Here is a 19,851-nt window from a genome sequence, read left to right on the forward strand (position 1 = left end):
GGGTTCGTGGTCAGGACAGGAGGATGCGGCGCAGCGTGCCCGGCGCGGTGAGTGCGGCGGGCGGGTCTACCAGATGGGCGACCCGCAGGAAGGTCCGCGCCACCCGTGGATCGTGGTGGGCCACCCGCTGCACCCTGGTGACGAACACATTGGTGAGCCGGGTGCGCACGGTGCGCCTGCCCTCGACGCCCGGATGCCGCAGATCCGAGCCTGCGGCCAGCTGCCAGGCCACCGCGATCGCGTCGGCCGCGGCGGCGTAGAAGCGCGCGGGCAGGTCGTCGTCGGTGTCGAGGCAGTCCCGCAGCGCGGCGGCCTGCAGTGCCGCGACCGACATGCCCTGGGCGTAGAGCGGATTGAACGCGCACTGCGCGTCACCGAGCACCACCAGTCCCGCCGGCGGGGCGCTCTGCCGGTCGAAGCGCCGCCGCACCGCGGTACGGAACCGGTACGGCACCGCCTCGCCGAGGGGTTCGGACCCGGCGACGATGGTGTGGATGTCGGGTGCCGACAGCGACGCGGCGTAGGCGCGGAACCCGTGGTCGTCGGTCGGCGGATGGTCCCCGAGCATGCCTGCGAGGGTGACGTGCCAGCGCTCGCCCTCCACCCGGACCGCCCCGCCGCCGCGCCCGTTGTCGCCGGTCGAGACGATCACCGAGGCCTGGCCGCCGAGCTGGCCCGGCCGGTGCCGGAAGAACCGGGAGGTGTACCCGAGGTCGACGTCGAGCCGTTCCTCGACGGGGATCTCGGCGCCGATCTCGGACAGCCACGGCAGGATGCGTGACCCGCGGCCACCGGCGTCGACGATCAGGTCGGCGGCGATGGTCCGGCGGCCCGCCGGGCCGGACACGGTCACCGCGCGCACCCGCCCTGCGTCACCGACCAGGCCCTGCACCGTGGTGCGGGTGAGCAGTTCGATCCCGCGCTGTCGCAGCGTCCGCCTGCGCAGCACGTTCTCCAGCAGCGAGCGGGTTGCGATCACCGAGGTGAGGCCGGTGGACCCGGCCGCGAGCCGGGAACCGCCGACATACCAGCGGGTGCCGACCAACACCTCGGCGACGGTGGCGCCGTCGGCGACCGCCTCCTCGGTGAAGCCGGGGTACAGGTCCTCCATGATCCGGCGTCCGCGGTCCAGCAGCCCGTGCAGATGCCAAGCTTGCGCAACGCCGCGGCGCACCGACTCGTTCGCGGCGAGTTCGTCGCGCTCCACGAGGGTGACCCGGTCGAATCGCTCGGCGAGCACCCGCGCCGCGAGCAGCCCGGCGACACCGGCGCCGATGACGAGCGCGTGCCCGCGCCGCGCGGTCACAGGGTCACCGGGAGGTGCCGGATCCCACGGTGGATCAGGCTGGGACGGTATTCGACCGGACCGTCGGCCATGGCCAGCGCGGGTGCCCGATCGAGCAGGGTGCGGATGGCGGTCTCGGCTTCGATGCGGGCCAGCGGCGCGCCGACGCAGTAGTGGATGCCGAGGCTGAAGCCGAGATGCTTACGGGGCGGGCGGTTTCCGGCGAAGCGGGTGATGTCGAAGGTGTCGGGGTCGGCGTACACGCGTTCGTCGCGGTTGGCCGACCCGGTGAGTACGACGACACCGTCACCGCGGCGGAAGGTGTGCTCGCCGACTTCGGTGTCGGCCAGCGCGACCCGGATGGTGAACTGGGTCGGCGCGTCGTAGCGCAGCATCTCGTCGATGGCTGGGCCGATGAGGTCGGGCCGTTCGCGCAGCAGCGCCAGCTGCTCGGGGTGGCGCAGCAGGGCGAGCATGCCGTTGCCGATGAGGTTGATCGAGGTCTCCATGCCCGCGACCAGCAGCAGCAGCGACATCCCGATCACCTCCGGCTCGGTGAGGAAGTCGCCGTCCACACTGGCCGCGACCAGTTCGCTGAGCAGGTCGGGGCCGGGCCGCTGCTTCTTCTCGCCGATCAGCTTCGCGAAGTGCCCCATGCAGGCCAGCGCGGCGTCGGTGCGGGCGCTGATGTCGTCGGGGCCCAGCAGCGAGTCCGGGTCGCTGCCCCTGGCGATGGCCAGCTGCCAGGCGCGGAAGCTCGGCCCGTCGGCGGCATCGGCGCCGAGCAGCCGCACCGCGACCATCGCCACGGCCAGCGGCACCGCCAGATCCTCCAGGACGTCGAGCTCGCCGCGTTCCAGCGCGGCGTCGACCAGCCCGTCGACGACGGTGCCCGCTACCGGCGCCAGCTCGCCGATCATCTTGGGGGTGAACGCCTTGGCCACCAGCTTGCGGTAGCGCCCGTGCTCGGGCGGGTCCATCCGGACGAAGGAGCCGGGGATGGCGGCGCTGGTGTCGCGGAACGGGCTGATGCCCGCGGCGTACCCGTGGCCCCAGTCGGTGCCGGTGAGGACCGCCGCGCATTCCTCGTAGCGGGTCACCAGCTGCACCGGGACCTCGCCGAGGGTGTACGGGAACAGCGGGGTGGCGCTGCGCACCCGCCGGTAGGCGGGGTACGGGTCGGCGCGGTGGTCGGGGGCGAAGGCGTCGAAGGTGAGGTCGGCGGTGATACTCATCGGCCCTCCAGGCTGATTCGCAGTTCGGACATGCCGCGCACCACCACATTCGGGCGGTACGGGGGTTCGGCGAGCAGCTGCATGCGCTCGACCCTGGTGGCGACGGCGCGCAGCACCGTCTGCATCTCGAGGCGGGCCAGGGGCGCGCCGAGGCAGTAGTGCAGTCCGAGCCCGAACGACAGGTGCCGTTCGGGTCGCTGTCCGGGTCGGTAGCGGCCGACGTCGAACCGGTCGGCGTCGGGGAACGCCTCCGGGTCGCGGGCCGCCGACCCGATCAGCACGATCACCGCGTCGCCGGGCACGAATGTCTTTCCGGCGAGCTCGATCTCGTGCCGCGCGGTGCGGGTGGTGAGGTGCACGGGCGGGTCGTAGCGCAGCACCTCGTCCACGGCGGGACCGCACAGGGCCGGGTCGTCGCGCAGCCGCTGGAACTGGTCGGGGTGCCGGATCAGCGCGAGCAGCCCGTTGCCGATGAGGTTGACGGTGGTCTCGTGTCCGGCGACGACCAGGATCAGCAGGGTGCCGATGAGTTCGGTGCGGGTCAACCGCACCCCGGCCTCCTCGGCGTGCACCAGCGCGGTGATCAGGTCGTCGCGCGGGTCGGCGCGCCGCTGGGCGACCAGGTCACCGAAGAAGTCGGTGAACGCGTGCACTGCGGTGGTGCGGGCGGCGAGTTCGGCGGGACTGAGCAGGGTGTCGGGGTCGAGGCCGCGGGCGATGTGCGCGGAGATCTCCCGCACGTGCGCGTGCGCTTCGGCGGGCACCCCGAGCAGTTCGCAGATCAGGGTCAGCGGCACCGGATAGGCAAGAGCCTCGAGCACATTCGTCTCGCCCTCGGCCAGCATCGCGGTGAGCAGGCCGTCGACGAGCCGTTCGGCGCGTTCGTGCATGCCCGCCACCGTGCGGGCGGTGAACGCCTTGCCGACCAGGCCGCGCAGCCGGGTGTGGTCCGGCGGCTCCATCCACAGGAACGACCCCGGCAGTTCCACGTCGCTGTCGCCGTGTAGCAGTTGCGGTTCCTCGGCGTGACTCCAGCGCGGGTCGCTCAGGATGGCCTGGGCCTGCGCGTGCCGCGGCACCAGGTGCATCTCGCGCGGTCCCGGCACGAACGGGCCTGCGGCGCGCAGGGTCGCGTAGCTGGCGTACGGGTCGTGGCGCCGGTGCGGCGCCACGCTCTCCAGCACCGCCAGCTGCACCGGGGTGGGATCGTCGACCGCGACATGATCGGTAGTCACCGGCAGCTCCTCGTGGCGATTTCGGTGCGGGGATTTCGCCGCTCATCGTCGCCGGGTGGCCACCGCGAATTCGTGCAGTATTGTCTGCTCCGATCGGGCGATAGCCGAATATCTTTATCGGGCAGGACAATTGGCCGATCGACGGTGATTATCGGCGCGCGCATTTCGGCATTCGTTCAACGCGATGTCATATGCCGCTGTTGTCGTTTCCGGCATGAATTCCTCGCGTTCGGGTGACACCCTCACCACGTTGCTCGCCGATGTCGCGGCCGCGCATCCCACGGTGCGGGCGACGTTCTGGTCGGTGTCGGAGCAGCTCGACTACGCCGAGCTCGAAGCGCGGGCCGCGATGGTGGCCACGGCGCTGGTGCGCCGCGGGATCGGCCGTGGCGAGCCGGTGGGCGTACTGTGCCCGAACGCGCCGGAGTTCCTGACCTCGCTGTTCGGCATCGCCGCCGCCGGCGCGGCCGCCACTCCCCTGCCCCTGCCCGCCGGTGCCCGTGCGACCGCGGCCTACCCGGCCAAGCTGGCCGCGATCACGGCAGCGGCCGGGATGCGCACTGTGCTCGTCTCGCCGCGGTTCGCGTCGATGACCCCGCTGATCGGGGAGATCGGTGTCGAGTTCGTCGACACCACCGCCCTGGTCGACGGCGTTACGGCCGATCCCGCCGCCCTGCCGACACCGGCTCCCGACGATCTGGCGATCGTGCAGTTCACCTCCGGCAGCACCGCACTGCCCAAGGGCGTGCGCCTCACCCACGCCAATGTGGTGAGCGGGCTGGCCGCCATCCGCACCGGGATCGATCTCGGTCTGGCCGACCAGGGTGGGTTCTGGCTGCCGCTGTTCCATGACATGGGTTTGTTCGGCACGCTCTCGGCGATCCTGCGGGGCATTCCCGCCCATGTGTGGTCACCGATCGCGTTCGTGAAGGATCCGGCGCGCTGGCTGCGTGAATTCGCCGCGACGAAGACAACCATCACCGCCATGCCGAATTTCGGGTACGAGGCGCTACTCGGCGCCATCGGACCCGACCAGGTCCCTGAACTCGATCTGCGGCATTGGCGGATCGCGTTCAACGGTGCCGAACCCATCTCCGAGGCGGTGGTCACCGCGTTCTGCGACCGGTTCGCCCCGGCCGGCTTCGCGCCGTCGACCATGTTCGGGGTGTACGGCATGGCCGAGGCCACCCTCGCGGTCGCGTTTCCGCCGCTGCTGCGCGAGCCGGTGTTCGAGTGGGTCGATCGCGCGCTGCTCGCCGATGCCGCCGTGGCCGAACCGGCCGTCGCGGGCGCCGAGGGCGCACGCGCGGTCGCCTCGGTCGGCTCCCCCGTCGCGGGGATCTCGCTGCGTGTGGTGCATCAGGACACCGGCGCCGAGCTGCCCGACGGCCGGGTCGGCGAGATCCTCATCCAGGGTGCTCCGGTCACCGACGGCTACCTGACCGCCGATCCGAGCCTGGTCGCGGACCGGCACACCGACGGCTGGTTGCGCACCGGCGATCTCGGCTACCGGCGCGGCGCCGAGCTGTTCGTCACCGGCCGCTGCAAGGACATGATCACCGTGCGCGGGGTGAACTACTACGCCCAGGACGTCGAGGCCGCCGTCCGCGATCTGGACGGTATCCACAAGGGCCGCTGCACCGCGGCGGTCGACCCGGACGGCGACGACGTGATCGCCCTGATCGCCGAGACCGAACGCACCGGCACCGCCGCCGACGACCTCGCCACCGCGATCCGCGCCGCCGTCACCGCCGAACTGGGGCTGCGCGCGATACAGGTGCACCTGGTCGCGCCGCGCAGCATTCCCCGCACCAGCAGCGGCAAGCTCCAGCGGCTGGCCGCCCGCGATCTGATCGGCCGGCGATGACGCCGCGCCGGGCTTCCCTTCGACCGAACGGAGTGCCTCGTGCACAGCTTTGACGTCTTCCGCCACTACGAACGCCTGCACTGGAAGCTCAGCGATCTGGACCTGCCCGCCGTCGACCCGGCACTGGTCCGACCGGAATACATCACCCTCGCCAAGAGCGCGGCCATGGGCGAGTCCAATGTCATCGCCGCGGTGCACGGGTTCCTCGACGAGTTCGTCGACGACTACGACTTCTCCACCTTCGCGGTGGTGTGGGGCTATCAGGAAGTACAGCACCACTACGCCTTCCGGTCCTGGCTCGGCGCGATCGGCGAGGACGTGGCTGACCGCGCGGTCGACGCGATGCGCGAACCGTACGCGCCGGGCACCACCCCCGCGGCGACGCTGGCCACCAACATCATCTCCGAGCTGACGGTCAACCACGTGTACCGGGCGGTGTCGAGCTGGGTGGGCGAGCCGGTGCTGAAAGAGTTGCTGCTCAACGCCAGTCGCGACGAGGCCGGACACGCGCGCGAGTTCATCCACTACACCACGCAGCGGCTGCGGCGGCGTCCCGAGGAGCTGCCCTCGGTACTGGAGACGCTGTACGTGTACAGCTCCGAAGCCAAGATCAAGCATCCGGTGAGCACCTTCAAGGCGGGCATCGCCGAACTCGGCGACCACGAGACCATCGACACCGGGTTCGACCTGTTCCTCGAACAGGTCGCCGCCGAGGGTGAGCTCGAGGTGCTGCACGACAAGGTGCGCCGCACCTTCGCCTCGATCACCGGCCTCGACCTGTCCAGCAATGCGAAGGTGCGTCGCGCGCTGGCCGACGCCATCGCCTGATGACGGCCGACGAACCGGCCGCCGTCGAGGTGCCCTGGTCGGTGATCCCCGACTATCACTGCTTCGGCTGTTCCCCGCACAATGCCACCGGCCTGCGCCTGCGCTTCACTCCGCGCGCCGACGGCGCCCTGGTGGCGGCGTTCCGGCTCGGCCGCGCGTTCGAGTCCTATCCCGGTGTCGTGCACGGCGGCCTGATCGGCGTGGTGTGCGACGAGGTGATGGGCAATCTGATCGTGCTGGCCCGCAATGTCCCCGCCTTCACCGTCTCCCAGCGCACCCGCTTCCTCACCCCGCTGCTGATCGAGCGCGAATACCGCTGTGTGGCAACGCTGCCGCCGCAACGCCGCGACGGCCCGATCCCGGCGCACGCCGAGATCCTCGATGCCGACGGCGCGGTGTGCGCCACCTCGACGGCCACCTATCAGCCCTTCGACCTGCACGCGGTCCGCGATCAGCTCACCCTCGACGACGACGAAGTCGCCCTGCTCGACCACGCCCTGTCCACGGCGAACACCCTCTCCCCGAACGGAGCCCGGCCATGACCACCACTTCCGCCGACACCATTCTGCGCACCGTCACCGAGATCGCGCTCAGCGAGACCGGCCTGTCCGCCACCGAACTCACCCCCGACGCCGATCTGCGCGGTATGGCGGGCGTCGACTCGGTCCGAGTACTGCGGATGATCGCCAGGATCGAACGCGCCTTCGACATCGAGCTCGAGGACTCCGATGTCTTCGGGATGTCGACGCTGGCCGAGGTCACCGCCGTCGTGGAGCGGTCGGTGCGCGAGGCCACCTCATGACCGCGGTCGCCGATACCAACCAGCACTACGATCTCGATCCCGACATCTTCGGCCAGTTCCTCGACCCGCTGCGCAAATACAGCGCCGCCCGCTACGACGCCGAGCACGACACCCTCGAATCGGCGCAGCGCAACAAGCTGCGCTTCGTGGCCGACCGGCTCGGACTGCGCGGCGGCGAGCGACTGCTCGACGTCGGCTGTGGCTGGGGTTCGCTGATCCTGTACATGGCGAGCGAACTGGGCTGCCGGACCACGGGAATCAGCCCGGCCCCCCGCCAGCACGGCTATATCGCGGAACAGGCGGCCGCACGCGGCGTCGCCGAGCTGGTCGAGACCAAGGTGGGTCACTTCGAACGGCTCGACCTTCCCGCCCGCGGTTTCGACGCGGTCACCCTGCTCGGCTCGATCGTGCACATGCCCGATCCGGACGAGGTGTTCCGCCGCGCCAAGACGGTACTGCGCCGCGGCGGCACCCTGTACGTGTCGGAGAGCTGCTTCCGTAATACGGCCACCCGCACCGCGTTCGACGATCGCGACGGCACCGGATTCGTCCGGGAGGACATCTTCGGTTTCGGGGAACTGCGCCCGCTCTCCGAGCTGATCGCCGCCGCCGAGAACGCGGGCTTCTCGATCACCTCCGTCGACGATCTGACCGACGACTACCGACGTACCATCGCCGACTGGATCGCCAATGTCGACGCCGCGGCCGCGCGCATCGACGCGCACGGTCCCGGCCTTGCGGCGAAACTGCGCCACTATCTCGAGATCGCCAACGCCGGCTGGGGTTACACCACCAAGCATTACGCGCTGGTGTGCCGGAATGCCAGGTAGGCCACCATGATCAGCACTCAGGGACTGCTACCCGTCGCCGACCTGACCGCCGCGGTGGACGGATTCCTCGCCGCCTCCCCCGCGGCCCGCGCCTGGGACGTGGAGTCCGCTGTCGACTGGGCCGCCGCCGACGCGGGCAGGCTCACCGAGGGGCAGCGTTCCGCCGTCGAGTTCGTCACCCTCATCGAGGACCATCTGCCCGGCTATTTCGATGTCTACCATCGGCACTTCCCGGTGGACGACAGCGTGGATCTGCCGACCTTCGAACACAATCGGGAGCTCTACCATTTCACCGTCCGGTGGGCGGTCGAGGAGGACACCCACGCGCGGGCATTGGCCCGCTACCAGGAGGCCGCCGGCATGGCCGAACGGGCCACCCTGCGTTCGGCACTGGCGGTCGAGGGCCACAAGCCGTTCGAGCTGCCCTACGACCACCCGGTGCAGTTCTTCGCCTACGCCCTGGTGCAGGAGAAGGCGACGCAGATGTATTACCAGCAGCTGCGCGACGTGGTGGGCGATCCGGTGCTGGCGTCGGTGCTCACCCGGCTCTCGCGTGACGAGGCCCGGCATTTCAGCTTCATGGCCGAGGTGGTGACCCGCTACCTGCGCCACGACGGTGACGCGGTGGTCGCCCCGATCCGCGACGTGATCGCGAACTTCCGGATGCCGCTGTCGGACACCCTGCGCGGCTACTGGCGCTGGGCACTGCGGATCGCCGACGTGGCCGATTACGACCACACCGCCGCCTACGAACATCTGGTGAAGGTGATCGACCGCGCCGTCGACACCCGCACCGAGCCGGTCGACGAGCTGGTCACCTTCGTCGAAAGCTGTCGCACCATCGCGTGAGCACACGTGAAGCGGCCCTGCTGGATGCAGCAGGGCCGCTTCACCGCGCTCAGTTGCCCTGGGCCAGTACCAGAATCGTGGTTGTCCCGTGCGCGATGAGCTTGCCCGCGGCGTCGGTGATGCGGCCCTCGGCGGTCGCGGTGCGCCTGCCGACGTGCACGGCGGTCGCGTCGCAGGTGAGGCGGCTGCCGTCGAGGGTGACCGCGCGGATGAAGTTCACCTTCAGTTCGAGCGTGGTGTAGGCGACGCCGTCGCCGAGTTCGGTGAACACCGCGCTGCCCATGGCGGTGTCCATCAGGGTGGCCAGCACACCGCCGTGCACGGTGAACATGGCGTTGATGGTGGCCGGATTCGGGTCGAGGTAGTACCTGGTGCGGCCCTTGGCCGCGCTCTCCAATCGGATGCCGAGCGAATCACCGACGCCCAGCTTCTCCTGCAGCCCGCGTTCGAAGACCGCGGTCAGCTCGGCGACGCGCCGGTTCGCGGCCGCGTCGACATCCACGTCAGTACTGGTCATGGTTTTCCTCCCTGCGGACGATTCCACCTGCATTCGACCAGCGGGGAGTGAATTCCGTCTTGCGGCAAGCCATTCCATGCCGAGCTCCGATCGCCTGATCGAGATCACGCGTGTCCGGCGAGTCGTTCACCCGGCGCCGGTACCGTCGCGGGATGGCCGACATCACCGCAGCTGCCTCCGTCGCGTCCATCGGCGCCGACTTCTTCGACGATCCGCACGCCCACTTCCGGCGCTGGCGCGCCACCGGCCCGGTGCATCGGGTTCGCTTCCCCGACGACATCGTCCGCTGGGTGGTGGTCGGCTACGCCGAGGCCAGGCAGGCGCTGGCCGATCCCCGGCTGGCCAAGGACATCGTCCGGGTCGACGCGATCCTGCACGAGAAGCGGCGCACCACCCCGACCGACCCGAACGCGCTGACCCTGCTCAGCCACATGCTCAGCACCGACCCGCCCGAGCACACCCGGCTCCGCAAGCTGGTGAACAAGGCCTTCGCCGCCAAGCAGGTGGCCGCGCTGCGCCCACGAATCGAGCGGATCACCACCTCGCTGCTCGACGGCTTCGCCGACCGCGACGAGGTGGATCTGCTGGCCGAGTTCGCCAATCCGCTGCCGGTGACGGTGATCTGCGAACTGCTCGGCGTGCCGTTCGCCGACCGCGCCGACTTCCAGGCCTGGACCAGAGCGCTGGTCACCGTGGTCGGCGAAGGCGAGGAGACCGAACGGCCCGCCGCGTCGGCGGCCATGGTCGGCTATCTGGCGAACCTGGTGCGCATCAAGCAGGCCGAGCCCGCCGACGATCTGCTGTCGCAGCTGATCCTCGCCGACGACGACGGTGACCGGCTCACCGACCGGGAACTGGTGTCCATGGCGTTCCTGCTCCTGGTCGCAGGCCATGAGACCACCGTGAACCTGATCGGCAACGGGGTCAACGCGCTGCTGCGCGACCGGACGCAGTGGGACGCGCTGTGCGCCGACCCGGCCGGCGTTCCCGGCGCGATCGAGGAGTTCCTCCGCTACGACGGCCCGGTCGGTATGGCGACGGTGCGCTACACCACCGAACCGGTCACTCTCGGCGACACCGAGATCCCGGCAGGCGAACTGGTCTACGTGGCGGTTTCCGCCGCCAACCGCGACCCCGCCCGCTTCGCCGATCCCGACACGCTCGCCACCGAAACCCCGTCCACCGGCCACCTCGCCTTCGGCCACGGCATCCACTTCTGTGTCGGCGCCCCGCTGGCCCGCCTCGAGGCCGACATCGCCTTCACCGCACTGCTCGCCCGCCACCCCGGTCTGCGGCTGGCCGAGACCGCCGAGTCGGTGCGCTGGCAGACCAGCACCCTCATCCGTGGCCTGCTCGAACTGCCGGTCCGCCTGCGCTGACGGTGGAGCGCTACGCCCGCGGGCGTAGCGCCGAGACGATCACGGTTGCCTCGGGAAGGTGCCGTCAGCTAACGTTTTCGCCATGTCCTACATGTTCGTTCGCCTTCGCGCTGTCTGAGAACGCAGCCCGTACGACCGTCCGGCGACCGGAGCGAGTCGAGAACCCGCGAGTGATACCGCGGTCTCCCGCTTCCGCTGAACGGTGAATTCACGGCTCCGGCCGACACGCTCCCGTTTCCGGTCGTCCTTCCGACCGTGCGTGACCGCCGTGCCGCCCCGAACAAAGGACCAGCTCTCATGTCGTCTTTCTCGAACTCCGCTACCCGCCCGCGCCAGTCCAGCGACGCGGCAACTACTTTCGTGCTCGTGCACGGCTCGTGCTCCAGTTCGTCGATGTGGGCGCCCATCCAGCGTGAACTCGCGCTGCTCGGGCACCGCAGCTACGCGGTCGATCTGCCGGGGCACGGCCTCGACGCGCAGTACCCGGCCGCCTATCAAGCCCCACAGGACCTCGACGCCTGGGCGGTCGAGCCGTCGACGCTGGCCGGAGTCACCCTGCAGGACAACGTCGACATGGTCGTCGATGCCGTCCGGCGGCTGGCCGAGCACGGGCCGGTGGTCCTGGTGGGCGCCAGCCTCGGCGGCACCACCGTCACCGGGGTGGGCAACACGGTTCCCGAGCTGATCAGCAGGCTGGTCTACATCTCCGCGTGGTCCTGCGTGCGGTGCTCGAGTCCCGTCGAGTACATGCAGGAACCCGAGTTCGCGGAGAACCTGATCGCCCCGCTGGCCGCGTTGAACGTCGGCGACCCCGCCGAACTGGGCGTCGGCCGGGCCAACTATCGCACCGCCGATCCTGACCTGTTCGCCGCCGCCAAGGCCGCGATCATGGCCGACGGCACCGACGACCAGTTCCGGGCCTTCCTCAACATCCTGCAGCCGGACGAGTCCCTGGCGGTGATGATGGCGGATGCGCGCGCGCACGCCGACACGTGGGGCACCATCCCCCGCACCTACATCCGGCTCGCCGAGGACCGGACCCTCCCCGTGGCCATGCAGGACCGATTGATCGCCGAATGCGACGCGCTGACACCCGACAACCCGTACGACGTCCACACCCTGTCCACCAGCCACACCGGCTTCGTCCTCGACCCGAAACAGTTGGTCACCATCCTGGACCAACTCACCGACTGACCCACCCACCTGCGGGCCGAATCGCGCTCCCGCGATTCGGCCCGCGCTCCGCCGACCATCCAACCAACGCTTGCCGCGTATACAAACACTTGTATACTGAATGCGGTGAAGCGAATAGAGTTCGTTGGCACAGCCCTCGACGACCTGCGCGAGTTCCCGGTCGCCGCTCGCCGTGAGTGTGGCTATCAACTCGACCGCGTGCAGCGCGGACTGCAACCCACGGATTGGCGACCGATGCGATCAGTTGGGCTCGGGGTCTGCGAAATTCGAGTCCGCGAGGACTCGGGCGCCTTCCGTGTCATCTACCTGGCGAAACTCGCGGACCGTATTCTTGTGCTGCACTGCTTCCAGAAGAAGACACAGAAGACTGCCGAGTCCGATCTGGCGCTGGCTACGAAGCGATACGCACTGGCGCGCGTGTCGAGCGAGAAGGGAGAGCGCTGATGGCGGACGAGACGTTCGACAGCGTGTGGGATGCGATCGAGGACACCCCACAGGAAGCCGAGAACATGCGGCTGCGGTCGCGCCTGATGAGTGCCCTGGCCGAACAGATCGCGGTATCCGGGTGGACGCAGGTGGTGGCGGCCGAACGGCTCGGCGTCACCCAGCCGCGGGTCTCGGATCTGATGCGCGGCAAGATCGACCTGTTCAGCCTGGACTCCCTGGTGAACATGGTCGTCGCGGCGGGCATGCACGTCGAGTTGAGTGTGCGGGCCGCGTAGCCGCTCAGAGGTCAAGGACCAGCGTCTGGGAGCGGGCGCGGGAGACGCAGAGCATCATCGTCGTGCCGGACTCGCGTTCCTCGGCGGTGAGCAGGGAGTCGCGGTGGTCGATGTCGCCGTCGAGGACCGGGGTCTCGCAGCTGCCGCAGGTGCCTTCGCGGCAGGAGGTGATCACCGGAACGCCCGCTGATTCGAGGACGTCGACGATGGAGCGGTCGGCGGCCACGCGCAGGGTGCGGTCGGTCCGGGCCAGGTGGATCTCGAAGGCCGCGTCGGGGCCCGCGGGCTCGACCGCGCGCGGAACGAACCGTTCGGTCCGTACCGGGACGCCGTGGCGGGCGCCCTCGGCTTCGACCGCCGCGAGCAGCGGCTCGGGGCCGCAGCAGTAGACCGTCGTATCCGGTCGCGCGGTCAGCAGTTCGGCCACGGGCAGCAGTCCCGCCTCGTCCTGCGGGAACAGCCGCACATCCGGATAGCGCTCGGCCAGCACGTCCGCGAAAGCCATATGGGAGCGGCTGCGCGCACCGTAGTGCAGCGACCAGCGGGCACCGGCGGCTTCGGCGGCGGCGATCATCGGCAGGATCGGCGTGATCCCGATCCCGCCTGCCACGAAGGTGTATTCGTCGGCCGCGTCGAGGACGAAGTTGTTGCGGGGCAGCGAGACCGACAGTTCGGTGCCGGGCATCGCGGTCCGGTACAGCAGGTCGGAGCCGCCGCGCCCCGCCGGCTCGTGCAGGATCGCGATCCGCCAGCGGTCGCGCTCGGCCGGGTCACCGCACAGCGAGTACTGGCGCACACCCGCCGCCCCCACCGCCACATCGATGTGGGCCCCCGGCGTCCACGACGGCAGCTGTCCACCGTCTGCCGCACCGAGTGCCAGCGCGAACACCGCGTCGGCCTCGTCGGTTCGTTCGATCACCCGCACGGTCAACCCGGTCACACTCGTGCCCTTTCGCAGTCGGCCACCCTCACGGCGAGGTCGTCCCCTTCACCGTGATCGTCCGGCGACGGGCATGTCGCCACCGCATACCGAGTCGATTGGACCGATCGACATTCACTATCGCCCCGGCAACCACCACGCGCCCCACCCGAGACTGACGACATGACTCCAGTGGCGGAACTGGTCGACAGGACCAGGCAGTTCGTAACAGACCACGTCATCCCGGTGGAACGTGAGGTCGTGGTCGGTGGCCGGGTCACCGACGACGCCCTGCGCCTAGACCTGCAGAAGAAGGCCAAGGACGCCGGTGTCTTCGGCCCACTGTCCGACCCCGCCTACGGCGGCCTCGGCCTCGACACCAGGGCGCAGGCCTCGGTCCTCGAGGCGGCGGGCGCCAGCCTGCTCGGCCCGCTGGCCGTCAACGCCTGGGCCCCCGACGACGGCAATATCCACCTGCTGGCCGCGGTAGCGAATCCCGAACAGCAGCAACGGTATCTGGCGCCGCTGGCCTCCGGCGAGGTGCGCTCGGCCATCGCCATGACCGAACCGGCGCCCGGTGCGGGCTCCGATCCCCGCATGCTCGCCACCGTCGCCGAGGAGACCGACAACGGCTGGGTCATCAACGGCCGCAAGCACTTCACCACCGGCGCCCAGGGCGCGGCGTTCACCATCTGTGTCGCCGCCACCACCGACGGCCCGACCATGTTCCTGGTCGACCAGGACAATCCGGGCCTGAAGGTGGGCCGCCGGATGCCGACGCTGGACCACACCAGCGCCCCCGGCGGACACTGCGAGGTCGAGTTCACCGACTGTGAAGTGCCCGAGTCGGCGATCCTCGGCGCCGTCGGCCGCGGGCTCGAGCTGGCGCAGGTACGGCTGGCCCCGTCCCGGCTGGTGTTCTGCATGAACTGGCTCGGCCTGGCGGTGCGCGCCCAGCAGCTCACCGCCGCGCACATCACCGGCCGCACCTCCTTCGGGGTCCCGATCGCCGACCACGGACTCGCGCAGGGCCTGATCGCCGACAACGAGATCGATATCGCCGCAGCCCGCAGCCTGATCCAGGCCACCGCGGCCACCATCGACGAGTACGGCGCCACCTCCGCGCAGGCCAGGCACGAGGCCTCGATCACCAAGACCTTCGTCTCCGAGGCGGTGTGGCGGGTGCTGGACCGGGCGGTGCAGCTGCACGGCGGGCTCGGCGTCTGTGAAGACCATCTGGTGGCCCGCTTCCTGGTCGAGGCAAGGGCATTCCGCATCTACGAGGGTCCGTCGGAGGTGCTGCGCTGGTCGATCGCGCGGCGCGTGCTGCGCGGACCGCGCTGAGAGGAGCACGTCATGACCCGCAGCATCGCCGGTTTCGGCGCCGCCTATCCCGCGCTCGATCCCGAGTCCGTCGACTTCACCTACCTGCGCGAGGCCTCCCAGGCCCTGGTGCCGTTCGGCGCGCACGTGGGTACCGAGATCACCGAGATCTCCCCCGCCAGGTCGGTGGTGGAGATCCCCGCCGAACCGGTCATGTGCAACCACATGGGCACCGTGCACGCGGGAGCGTTGTTCACCGCCGCCGATATCGCCGGCGCCGCGGCGTTCGTCGGCGCGGCGGCGCACCGCCTGCACACCATCGACCGCCTCGTCCTGCGCGGCGGCACCGCCGCCTACCGCAAGCCCGCCCGTGGCCGGATCCGCGCGGTCGCCACCGTCGACGCCGCGCAGCTGGCACCGATCCTGGCCGCCACCGAGTCCACCCGCTTCGGCCTTTCCGGACGCGCGGAGCTGCTCGACGACAACGACGTGCTCACCGCCGAGTTCACTTTCGACTACGTGTGCGATGTCCGCATCGCCGGAACGGACGACCGATGACCCCCCCAACCCGCATCGATGCCGGCAAGGGTGGCGACCGGGTGCCGGGCGGCCCCGCGACCACCCCCGACACCACCACGGTCGAGACCGCCGACGGCGTCCGGTTCACCGTGCGCTGGCTGGCCGCCGCCGATCCGGCCGCCCCGGTGGTGCTGATCCTGCCCGCCATGGCCATGAAGGCCCGCAACTACCAGGCGCTGGCCAAGGCACTGCACGCCACCGGCGTCTCGGTGGCCACCTGCGATCTGCGCGCGCACGGCGAGGCCGAGCCCGCGTTCGGCGAGCACACCGACTTCGGCTACCGCGAAATGCTCGAAATCGACCTGCCCGCCATCGTTTCCACCGTCCAAGGCCGGTTCCCGCAGGCGCCGCTGCACCTGTTCGGGCACAGCCTCGGCGGTCAGCTGGCGCTGTTGTTCGCCGCCGCCGAACCCGAGCGGGTCGCCGGGGTCACCGTGATCGGCACCGGCACGGTGTTCTGGTGGGCGTTCGGTCCGCGCCGCTGGTTCGAGGCGCTGAGCCAGATCCAGTGGATCGGGCTGATCTCGCGGGTCAAGGGGCACTGGCCCGGTGGGGTGCTGATCCCGGCGCCGATGCCGGGCGGAGTGATGGTCGACTGGTCGATCCACTCGCTGACCAGCTACTACCGTCCGCGCGGCACCACCCGCCGCTACAACACGCTGCTGGCGAATATGACGGTCCCGGTGCTGGCGATCTCGCTGAGCGAGGACGTGCTCGGCCCGAAATCCAACGTCGACTTCCTGGTCTCCCGGATGCCGAGCGCACCGGTCACCCAGTGGCACATCGACGAGAACTCGACGGTCGAGAACCGCGACCACTTCCTGTGGTTGAAGGACTCGCCCGCCATCGCGACCGCGGTGTCGCGGTGGATCACCACCGGCACCGCGCCGGCCTGAGGAGAGACGTGGCACGACTGCAGATCCAGTCGGTATCGAAGAAGTTCGACACCGACTACGCGGTGCGCGAGGTGAGCCTCGACATCGCCGACGGCGAATTCATGGTGTTGCTCGGCCCGAGCGGCTGCGGCAAATCCACCCTGCTGCGGATGATCGCCGGGCTGGAGGAACCCAGCGAGGGCCGGATCCTGGTGGGCGGCAACGATGTCACCGACGCCGCGCCGCAGCGCCGTGATCTGGCGATGGTGTTCCAGAGCTATGCCCTCTACCCGCACCTGTCGGTGGCCAAGAACATCGGGTTCCCGCTGCGCGCGCGGCGCAGGCCGCGCGCGGAGATCTCCCAGCGGGTCGCGGAGGTCTCGGCCACCCTGGAGCTGTCGGAGCTGCTCGACCGGCGCCCGGTCGCGTTGTCCGGCGGCCAGCGTCAGCGCGTCGCGCTGGCCAGGGCCATGGTGCGCGACCCCGGTGCCTTCCTGATGGACGAGCCGTTGTCGAACCTGGACGCCAAGCTGCGCAGCGCGACGCGCGCCGAACTGATCGCCCTGCACCACCGGCTGGGCGCCACCTTCCTCTACGTCACCCACGACCAGGTCGAGGCGATGACGATGGCCTCGCGCATCGCCCTGCTCAACGCGGGTCAGGTCGAACAGTGTGGCACCCCCGCCGAGCTCTACGACCAGCCGCGCTCCACCTTCGTCGCCGGATTCCTCGGCTCCCCGCCGATGAACCTGTTCCCCGCCGTCGTCACCGCCGGTGCGGGAGCGCTGCGGGTGCGCGCCGACGGCGTGGACGCCGCGCTCGACATCACCGACGACCTGCCCGCCGACACCTCGGTGATCGCGGGCATCCGCCCCGAACGGCTGCGCATCGACCCCACCTCCACCGACGTACGCGGCACGGTGCGGATGGTCGAGAACCTGGGCAGCGAGGAACTGGTGCATCTGGACGCGGGCGCGACCAGCCTGTGCGTGCGCGCCGCGCGACCTGCCGGGGTCAGCGCGGGCGAGGACATCGCCCTTCGGGTCGATCCCGCCGACATCCACCTGTTCGACCCCGATACCGGGTTGCGGCTGACCTGGCAGGCGTCGCGACCGGACACCGAGAAAGCCATGGACGCGGCGGCCGTGCCCGTCCCCTGATTTCCACCGCACCATTCGATGAGGAGAACCACCATGAAGCGCACCCTGCCCATCTTGGGCGTGGTGTTCACCACCGCCGTCGCCCTGAGCGGCTGCGGTCTGGGCGGCACCGTGTCCTCGGACACCACGACGACCGCGCAGATCCCGGAGCTGGCCCCCGACCAGGAGGTCTCGATCGTCTTCGAGTCCTACAACTACGGCCTCGCCGGCGCATGGACCGACACGTTCAACGAGCTGATCGGCGACTTCGGCGAGAAGTACCCGAACATCAAGGTCACCGCGCAGAAGCCGCAGGGCAACAGCCCCAACCCGGCCACCGACACCATCTCGAGCATCCAGAACCAGATGGCCGCAGGCACCCCGCCGGATGTGGCGCAGCTGGGCTTCTCCGACCTGGACTTCACCATCAACCAGCTGCAGGCCAAGCCGCTGGACACCCTCGTCGGCGAGGACGAGGTGCAGCGCAACTTCGACGGCGAGCACGCCTACGCGCCGCGCGCCAGGGTGCTCGACGACTGGGACGGCCACACCTACGGCGTGCCGTTCGTGTTCTCCACCCCGGTGCTGTACATGAACGCCTCGCTGTTCACCGAGGCCGGACTCGACCCGGCGAACCCGCCCGCCACCTGGGCCGAGGTCGCGACCGCGGCCAAGCAGATCGCCGACCGCACCGGTAAGGGCGGAGTGTATGTCGACTGCCTGACCAAGACCGCCAAGGACTGGTGCTTCCAGTCGCTGGTGCGCTCCAACGGCGGCCGGGTCATCTCCGAGGACCGGCGCACCCTCACCTACGCCGAGCCCGCGGTGGTCGAGGTGACGCAGATGGCGCAGGACCTGGTGAACTCCGGCAGCATGCCCAAGTTCAACCAGAAGCAGGGCTACGAGGCGTTCACCCGCGGCGAGATGGGCATGCTGCTCGAGACCAGCGCCATCCAGGGCATGTTCGTCAAGGGCGCCAAGGACAAGTGGGACCTGCGTTCGGCGCCGATGCCCGCCTTCGGTGACAAGCCGACCGTGCCGACCAATTCCGGTGCGGGCCTGCACATCCTGTCCAACGATCCGGCCAAGCAGCGCGCGGCGTGGGAGCTGATCAAGTTCCTCACCAGCGAGGAGTCCTACATCAAGATCGCCAAGAACATCGGCTACCTGCCGTTGCGCACCGGCCTGCTCGACCAGCCGGACGGGCTGAAGGACTGGGCCGAAGAGAACCCGCTGCTGAAGCCGAACGTGGCGCAGCTGGCGAAGATGGAGCCGTGGGTGTCGATGCCCGGCAACAACTACCTGCAGATCCGCAACGGCATGATGGACGCGGTCGAGGCCGTCGTGTTCCAGGGCCAGGACCCGCAGTCCACCCTCAGCGCCGCCCAAGCCGAGGGCGCCAAGCTCCTGCCGGGCGCATGATGAGCGAACTGACCGTCGTCCAGCTCACCGACACCCACCTGCGTCCGGCCGGTGAGCTCGTCCACGGTGTCGTCGACACCGACGCGAACCTCGCACGGGTGCTCACCCAGCTGCGCGAGGCCGGGCAGCGCATCGATGCCCTGGTGCTCTCGGGTGACCTGGCCGACAACGGGTCACCCGAGGCGTACCGGCGACTGCGCGCGGCTGTCGAGCCGGTCGCGGCCGAGCTCGGCGCCGAGATCGTCTATGTGATGGGCAATCACGACGAACGCGCCGCCTTCGGCACCGAACTGCTCGACCTGGAATCGGTGAACCCCGAGCGGCCATATGATCGCTGTGTCGAGGTGGCGGGCCTGCGGATCGTCGTGCTCGACAGCACGACACCGCTGCGGCACGAGGGCAGGCTCGAACTCGAGCAGCTGGCCTGGCTGACCGATCAGCTGCGGACCCCCGCGCCGCGGGGCACACTGCTGGTGCTGCACCACCCGCCGATCCCCTCCCCCGTCGCCACCGCCGACTTCCTCAAGCTCGAGGACGCCGACCGGCTGGCGGAGGTCATCGAGGGCACCGACGTGCGGATGGTGCTGTGTGGGCACAACCATCTGACCGCCACGGCGGCGATCGCCGGGATCCCGGTGTGGGTCGGGCCCGCCATGTCGTACCGGATCGATCCGATGGCGCCCGCGGGCAGGCATCGCGGCTTCGCCGGATTCGGCTACAGCCGCATCGATCTGGTGGGTTCGACGTTGCTGGCCACGGCGATCGAAGCGACCCCGGCCACGCCGGTCTACGACCGCGCCGAGGCCGAGGTGCTCGAGCAACTGGCGGCGATCGCCGCACGGACGCGGTGA

General features: G+C 69.9%; 21 protein-coding genes. 16 read left to right on the plus strand and 5 right to left on the minus strand.

Annotated features, from left to right (window positions below):
* Positions 1–10 precede the first annotated feature (10 nt).
* The 3 genes from ACFOW8_RS27800 to ACFOW8_RS27810 are packed head-to-tail and all read right to left on the minus strand — an operon-like array spanning position 11 to position 3,755.
* Positions 11–1,306, minus strand: a complete 1,296-nt coding sequence (locus ACFOW8_RS27800) for an FAD-dependent oxidoreductase (protein WP_378554525.1) — start codon at positions 1,304–1,306, stop codon at positions 11–13.
* Positions 1,303–2,520, minus strand: a complete 1,218-nt coding sequence (locus tag ACFOW8_RS27805; RefSeq protein WP_378554526.1) for a cytochrome P450 — start codon at positions 2,518–2,520, stop codon at positions 1,303–1,305. Before ACFOW8_RS27805 ends, ACFOW8_RS27800 begins: the two co-directional genes overlap by 4 nt.
* Entirely contained in the window at positions 2,517–3,755 is a 1,239-nt protein-coding gene (locus ACFOW8_RS27810) for a cytochrome P450 (RefSeq protein WP_378554527.1), read from the minus strand. Before ACFOW8_RS27810 ends, ACFOW8_RS27805 begins: the two co-directional genes overlap by 4 nt.
* A gap of 214 nt (positions 3,756–3,969) precedes the next feature.
* Here ACFOW8_RS27810 and ACFOW8_RS27815 point away from each other — a divergent pair, with 214 nt between their 5' ends.
* Genes ACFOW8_RS27815 through ACFOW8_RS27840 form a run of 6 tightly spaced genes read left to right on the plus strand, consistent with a single transcriptional unit; the run spans position 3,970 to position 8,931 of the window.
* Positions 3,970–5,622, plus strand: coding sequence for an AMP-binding protein (locus ACFOW8_RS27815; protein ID WP_378554528.1), 1,653 nt, complete (start codon positions 3,970–3,972; stop codon positions 5,620–5,622).
* Positions 5,623–5,661: 39 nt separating this feature from the next.
* Entirely contained in the window at positions 5,662–6,450 is a 789-nt protein-coding gene (locus tag ACFOW8_RS27820; protein ID WP_378554529.1) for a ferritin-like domain-containing protein, read from the plus strand.
* Positions 6,450–6,992 carry a PaaI family thioesterase gene (locus ACFOW8_RS27825; protein WP_378554530.1) on the plus strand — a complete coding sequence of 181 codons (543 nt, stop codon included), beginning with the start codon at positions 6,450–6,452 and terminating at the stop codon, positions 6,990–6,992. Before ACFOW8_RS27820 ends, ACFOW8_RS27825 begins: the two co-directional genes overlap by 1 nt.
* Positions 6,989–7,252 (plus strand): acyl carrier protein, encoded by a 264-nt coding sequence (locus ACFOW8_RS27830; protein ID WP_378554531.1) that lies wholly within the window; start codon positions 6,989–6,991, stop codon positions 7,250–7,252. Before ACFOW8_RS27825 ends, ACFOW8_RS27830 begins: the two co-directional genes overlap by 4 nt.
* The gene (locus ACFOW8_RS27835; protein WP_378554532.1) at positions 7,249–8,082 is read left to right on the plus strand and encodes an SAM-dependent methyltransferase; all 834 of its coding nucleotides are present in this window, start codon (positions 7,249–7,251) and stop codon (positions 8,080–8,082) included. The genes ACFOW8_RS27830 and ACFOW8_RS27835 overlap by 4 nt, the downstream gene beginning before the upstream one ends.
* Positions 8,083–8,088: 6 nt before the next feature.
* The gene (locus ACFOW8_RS27840) at positions 8,089–8,931 is read left to right on the plus strand and encodes an acyl-ACP desaturase (protein WP_378554533.1); all 843 of its coding nucleotides are present in this window, start codon (positions 8,089–8,091) and stop codon (positions 8,929–8,931) included.
* 49 nt (positions 8,932–8,980) lie between these two features.
* Here the strand turns inward: ACFOW8_RS27840 and ACFOW8_RS27845 are convergent, their stop codons facing one another.
* Positions 8,981–9,448, minus strand: a complete 468-nt coding sequence (locus ACFOW8_RS27845; protein WP_378554534.1) for a PaaI family thioesterase — start codon at positions 9,446–9,448, stop codon at positions 8,981–8,983.
* Between the two features lie 152 nt (positions 9,449–9,600).
* Between ACFOW8_RS27845 and ACFOW8_RS27850 the strand changes: the two genes are divergently transcribed.
* The 4 genes from ACFOW8_RS27850 (at position 9,601) to ACFOW8_RS27865 (ending at position 12,743) form a co-directional block, all read left to right on the plus strand.
* Positions 9,601–10,827, plus strand: coding sequence for a cytochrome P450 family protein (locus ACFOW8_RS27850; RefSeq protein ID WP_378554535.1), 1,227 nt, complete (start codon positions 9,601–9,603; stop codon positions 10,825–10,827).
* Positions 10,828–11,124: 297 nt separating this feature from the next.
* Positions 11,125–12,021 (plus strand): alpha/beta fold hydrolase, encoded by an 897-nt coding sequence (locus tag ACFOW8_RS27855; RefSeq protein ID WP_378554537.1) that lies wholly within the window; start codon positions 11,125–11,127, stop codon positions 12,019–12,021.
* A 105-nt stretch (positions 12,022–12,126) separates the two neighbouring features.
* Entirely contained in the window at positions 12,127–12,465 is a 339-nt protein-coding gene (locus ACFOW8_RS27860; protein ID WP_378554538.1) for a type II toxin-antitoxin system RelE/ParE family toxin, read from the plus strand.
* Positions 12,465–12,743, plus strand: a complete 279-nt coding sequence (locus tag ACFOW8_RS27865; RefSeq protein WP_378554539.1) for a helix-turn-helix domain-containing protein — start codon at positions 12,465–12,467, stop codon at positions 12,741–12,743. The genes ACFOW8_RS27860 and ACFOW8_RS27865 overlap by 1 nt, the downstream gene beginning before the upstream one ends.
* A gap of 4 nt (positions 12,744–12,747) precedes the next feature.
* Here ACFOW8_RS27865 and ACFOW8_RS27870 read toward each other — a convergent pair whose 3' ends face one another.
* On the minus strand, positions 12,748–13,683 hold the full coding sequence (locus ACFOW8_RS27870; protein ID WP_378554540.1) for a PDR/VanB family oxidoreductase: 936 nt from the start codon (positions 13,681–13,683) through the stop codon (positions 12,748–12,750).
* 162 nt (positions 13,684–13,845) lie between these two features.
* On the opposite strand from ACFOW8_RS27870, the gene ACFOW8_RS27875 reads away from it, so the two are divergent.
* From ACFOW8_RS27875 to ACFOW8_RS27900, 6 genes are read left to right on the plus strand one after another with little or no spacing between them, the layout of a single operon-like run.
* Positions 13,846–15,006, plus strand: a complete 1,161-nt coding sequence (locus ACFOW8_RS27875) for an acyl-CoA dehydrogenase family protein (RefSeq protein ID WP_378554541.1) — start codon at positions 13,846–13,848, stop codon at positions 15,004–15,006.
* Positions 15,007–15,018: 12 nt separating this feature from the next.
* Positions 15,019–15,543 carry a YiiD C-terminal domain-containing protein gene (locus tag ACFOW8_RS27880; RefSeq protein WP_378554542.1) on the plus strand — a complete coding sequence of 175 codons (525 nt, stop codon included), beginning with the start codon at positions 15,019–15,021 and terminating at the stop codon, positions 15,541–15,543.
* On the plus strand, positions 15,540–16,460 hold the full coding sequence (locus ACFOW8_RS27885) for an alpha/beta hydrolase family protein (RefSeq protein ID WP_378554543.1): 921 nt from the start codon (positions 15,540–15,542) through the stop codon (positions 16,458–16,460). The genes ACFOW8_RS27880 and ACFOW8_RS27885 overlap by 4 nt, the downstream gene beginning before the upstream one ends.
* Before the next feature lie 8 nt (positions 16,461–16,468).
* Complete coding sequence (locus ACFOW8_RS27890; RefSeq protein ID WP_378554544.1) at positions 16,469–17,599, plus strand: ABC transporter ATP-binding protein; 1,131 nt, start codon at positions 16,469–16,471, stop codon at positions 17,597–17,599.
* 33 nt (positions 17,600–17,632) lie between these two features.
* Entirely contained in the window at positions 17,633–19,000 is a 1,368-nt protein-coding gene (locus ACFOW8_RS27895; protein WP_378554545.1) for an ABC transporter substrate-binding protein, read from the plus strand.
* Entirely contained in the window at positions 19,000–19,851 is an 852-nt protein-coding gene (locus ACFOW8_RS27900; protein WP_378554546.1) for a metallophosphoesterase, read from the plus strand. Before ACFOW8_RS27895 ends, ACFOW8_RS27900 begins: the two co-directional genes overlap by 1 nt.

Source organism: Nocardia rhizosphaerae (assembly GCF_042650365.1).
Lineage (GTDB): Bacteria > Actinomycetota > Actinomycetes > Mycobacteriales > Mycobacteriaceae > Nocardia > Nocardia rhizosphaerae.

What these genes read in the sequence shown, in the direction of transcription:
- ACFOW8_RS27805 (WP_378554526.1), bottom strand. Translation starts at nt 2,520, where the DNA reads ATGAGTATCACCGCCGACCTCACCTTCGACGCCTTCGCCCCCGACCAC.
- ACFOW8_RS27815 (WP_378554528.1), top strand. Translation starts at nt 3,970, where the DNA reads ATGAATTCCTCGCGTTCGGGTGACACCCTCACCACGTTGCTCGCCGAT.
- ACFOW8_RS27825 (WP_378554530.1), top strand. Translation starts at nt 6,450, where the DNA reads ATGACGGCCGACGAACCGGCCGCCGTCGAGGTGCCCTGGTCGGTGATC.
- ACFOW8_RS27830 (WP_378554531.1), top strand. Translation starts at nt 6,989, where the DNA reads ATGACCACCACTTCCGCCGACACCATTCTGCGCACCGTCACCGAGATC.
- ACFOW8_RS27835 (WP_378554532.1), top strand. Translation starts at nt 7,249, where the DNA reads ATGACCGCGGTCGCCGATACCAACCAGCACTACGATCTCGATCCCGAC.
- ACFOW8_RS27840 (WP_378554533.1), top strand. Translation starts at nt 8,089, where the DNA reads ATGATCAGCACTCAGGGACTGCTACCCGTCGCCGACCTGACCGCCGCG.
- ACFOW8_RS27845 (WP_378554534.1), bottom strand. Translation starts at nt 9,448, where the DNA reads ATGACCAGTACTGACGTGGATGTCGACGCGGCCGCGAACCGGCGCGTC.
- ACFOW8_RS27850 (WP_378554535.1), top strand. Translation starts at nt 9,601, where the DNA reads ATGGCCGACATCACCGCAGCTGCCTCCGTCGCGTCCATCGGCGCCGAC.
- ACFOW8_RS27855 (WP_378554537.1), top strand. Translation starts at nt 11,125, where the DNA reads ATGTCGTCTTTCTCGAACTCCGCTACCCGCCCGCGCCAGTCCAGCGAC.
- ACFOW8_RS27865 (WP_378554539.1), top strand. Translation starts at nt 12,465, where the DNA reads ATGGCGGACGAGACGTTCGACAGCGTGTGGGATGCGATCGAGGACACC.
- ACFOW8_RS27875 (WP_378554541.1), top strand. Translation starts at nt 13,846, where the DNA reads ATGACTCCAGTGGCGGAACTGGTCGACAGGACCAGGCAGTTCGTAACA.
- ACFOW8_RS27880 (WP_378554542.1), top strand. Translation starts at nt 15,019, where the DNA reads ATGACCCGCAGCATCGCCGGTTTCGGCGCCGCCTATCCCGCGCTCGAT.
- ACFOW8_RS27885 (WP_378554543.1), top strand. Translation starts at nt 15,540, where the DNA reads ATGACCCCCCCAACCCGCATCGATGCCGGCAAGGGTGGCGACCGGGTG.
- ACFOW8_RS27895 (WP_378554545.1), top strand. Translation starts at nt 17,633, where the DNA reads ATGAAGCGCACCCTGCCCATCTTGGGCGTGGTGTTCACCACCGCCGTC.
- ACFOW8_RS27900 (WP_378554546.1), top strand. Translation starts at nt 19,000, where the DNA reads ATGAGCGAACTGACCGTCGTCCAGCTCACCGACACCCACCTGCGTCCG.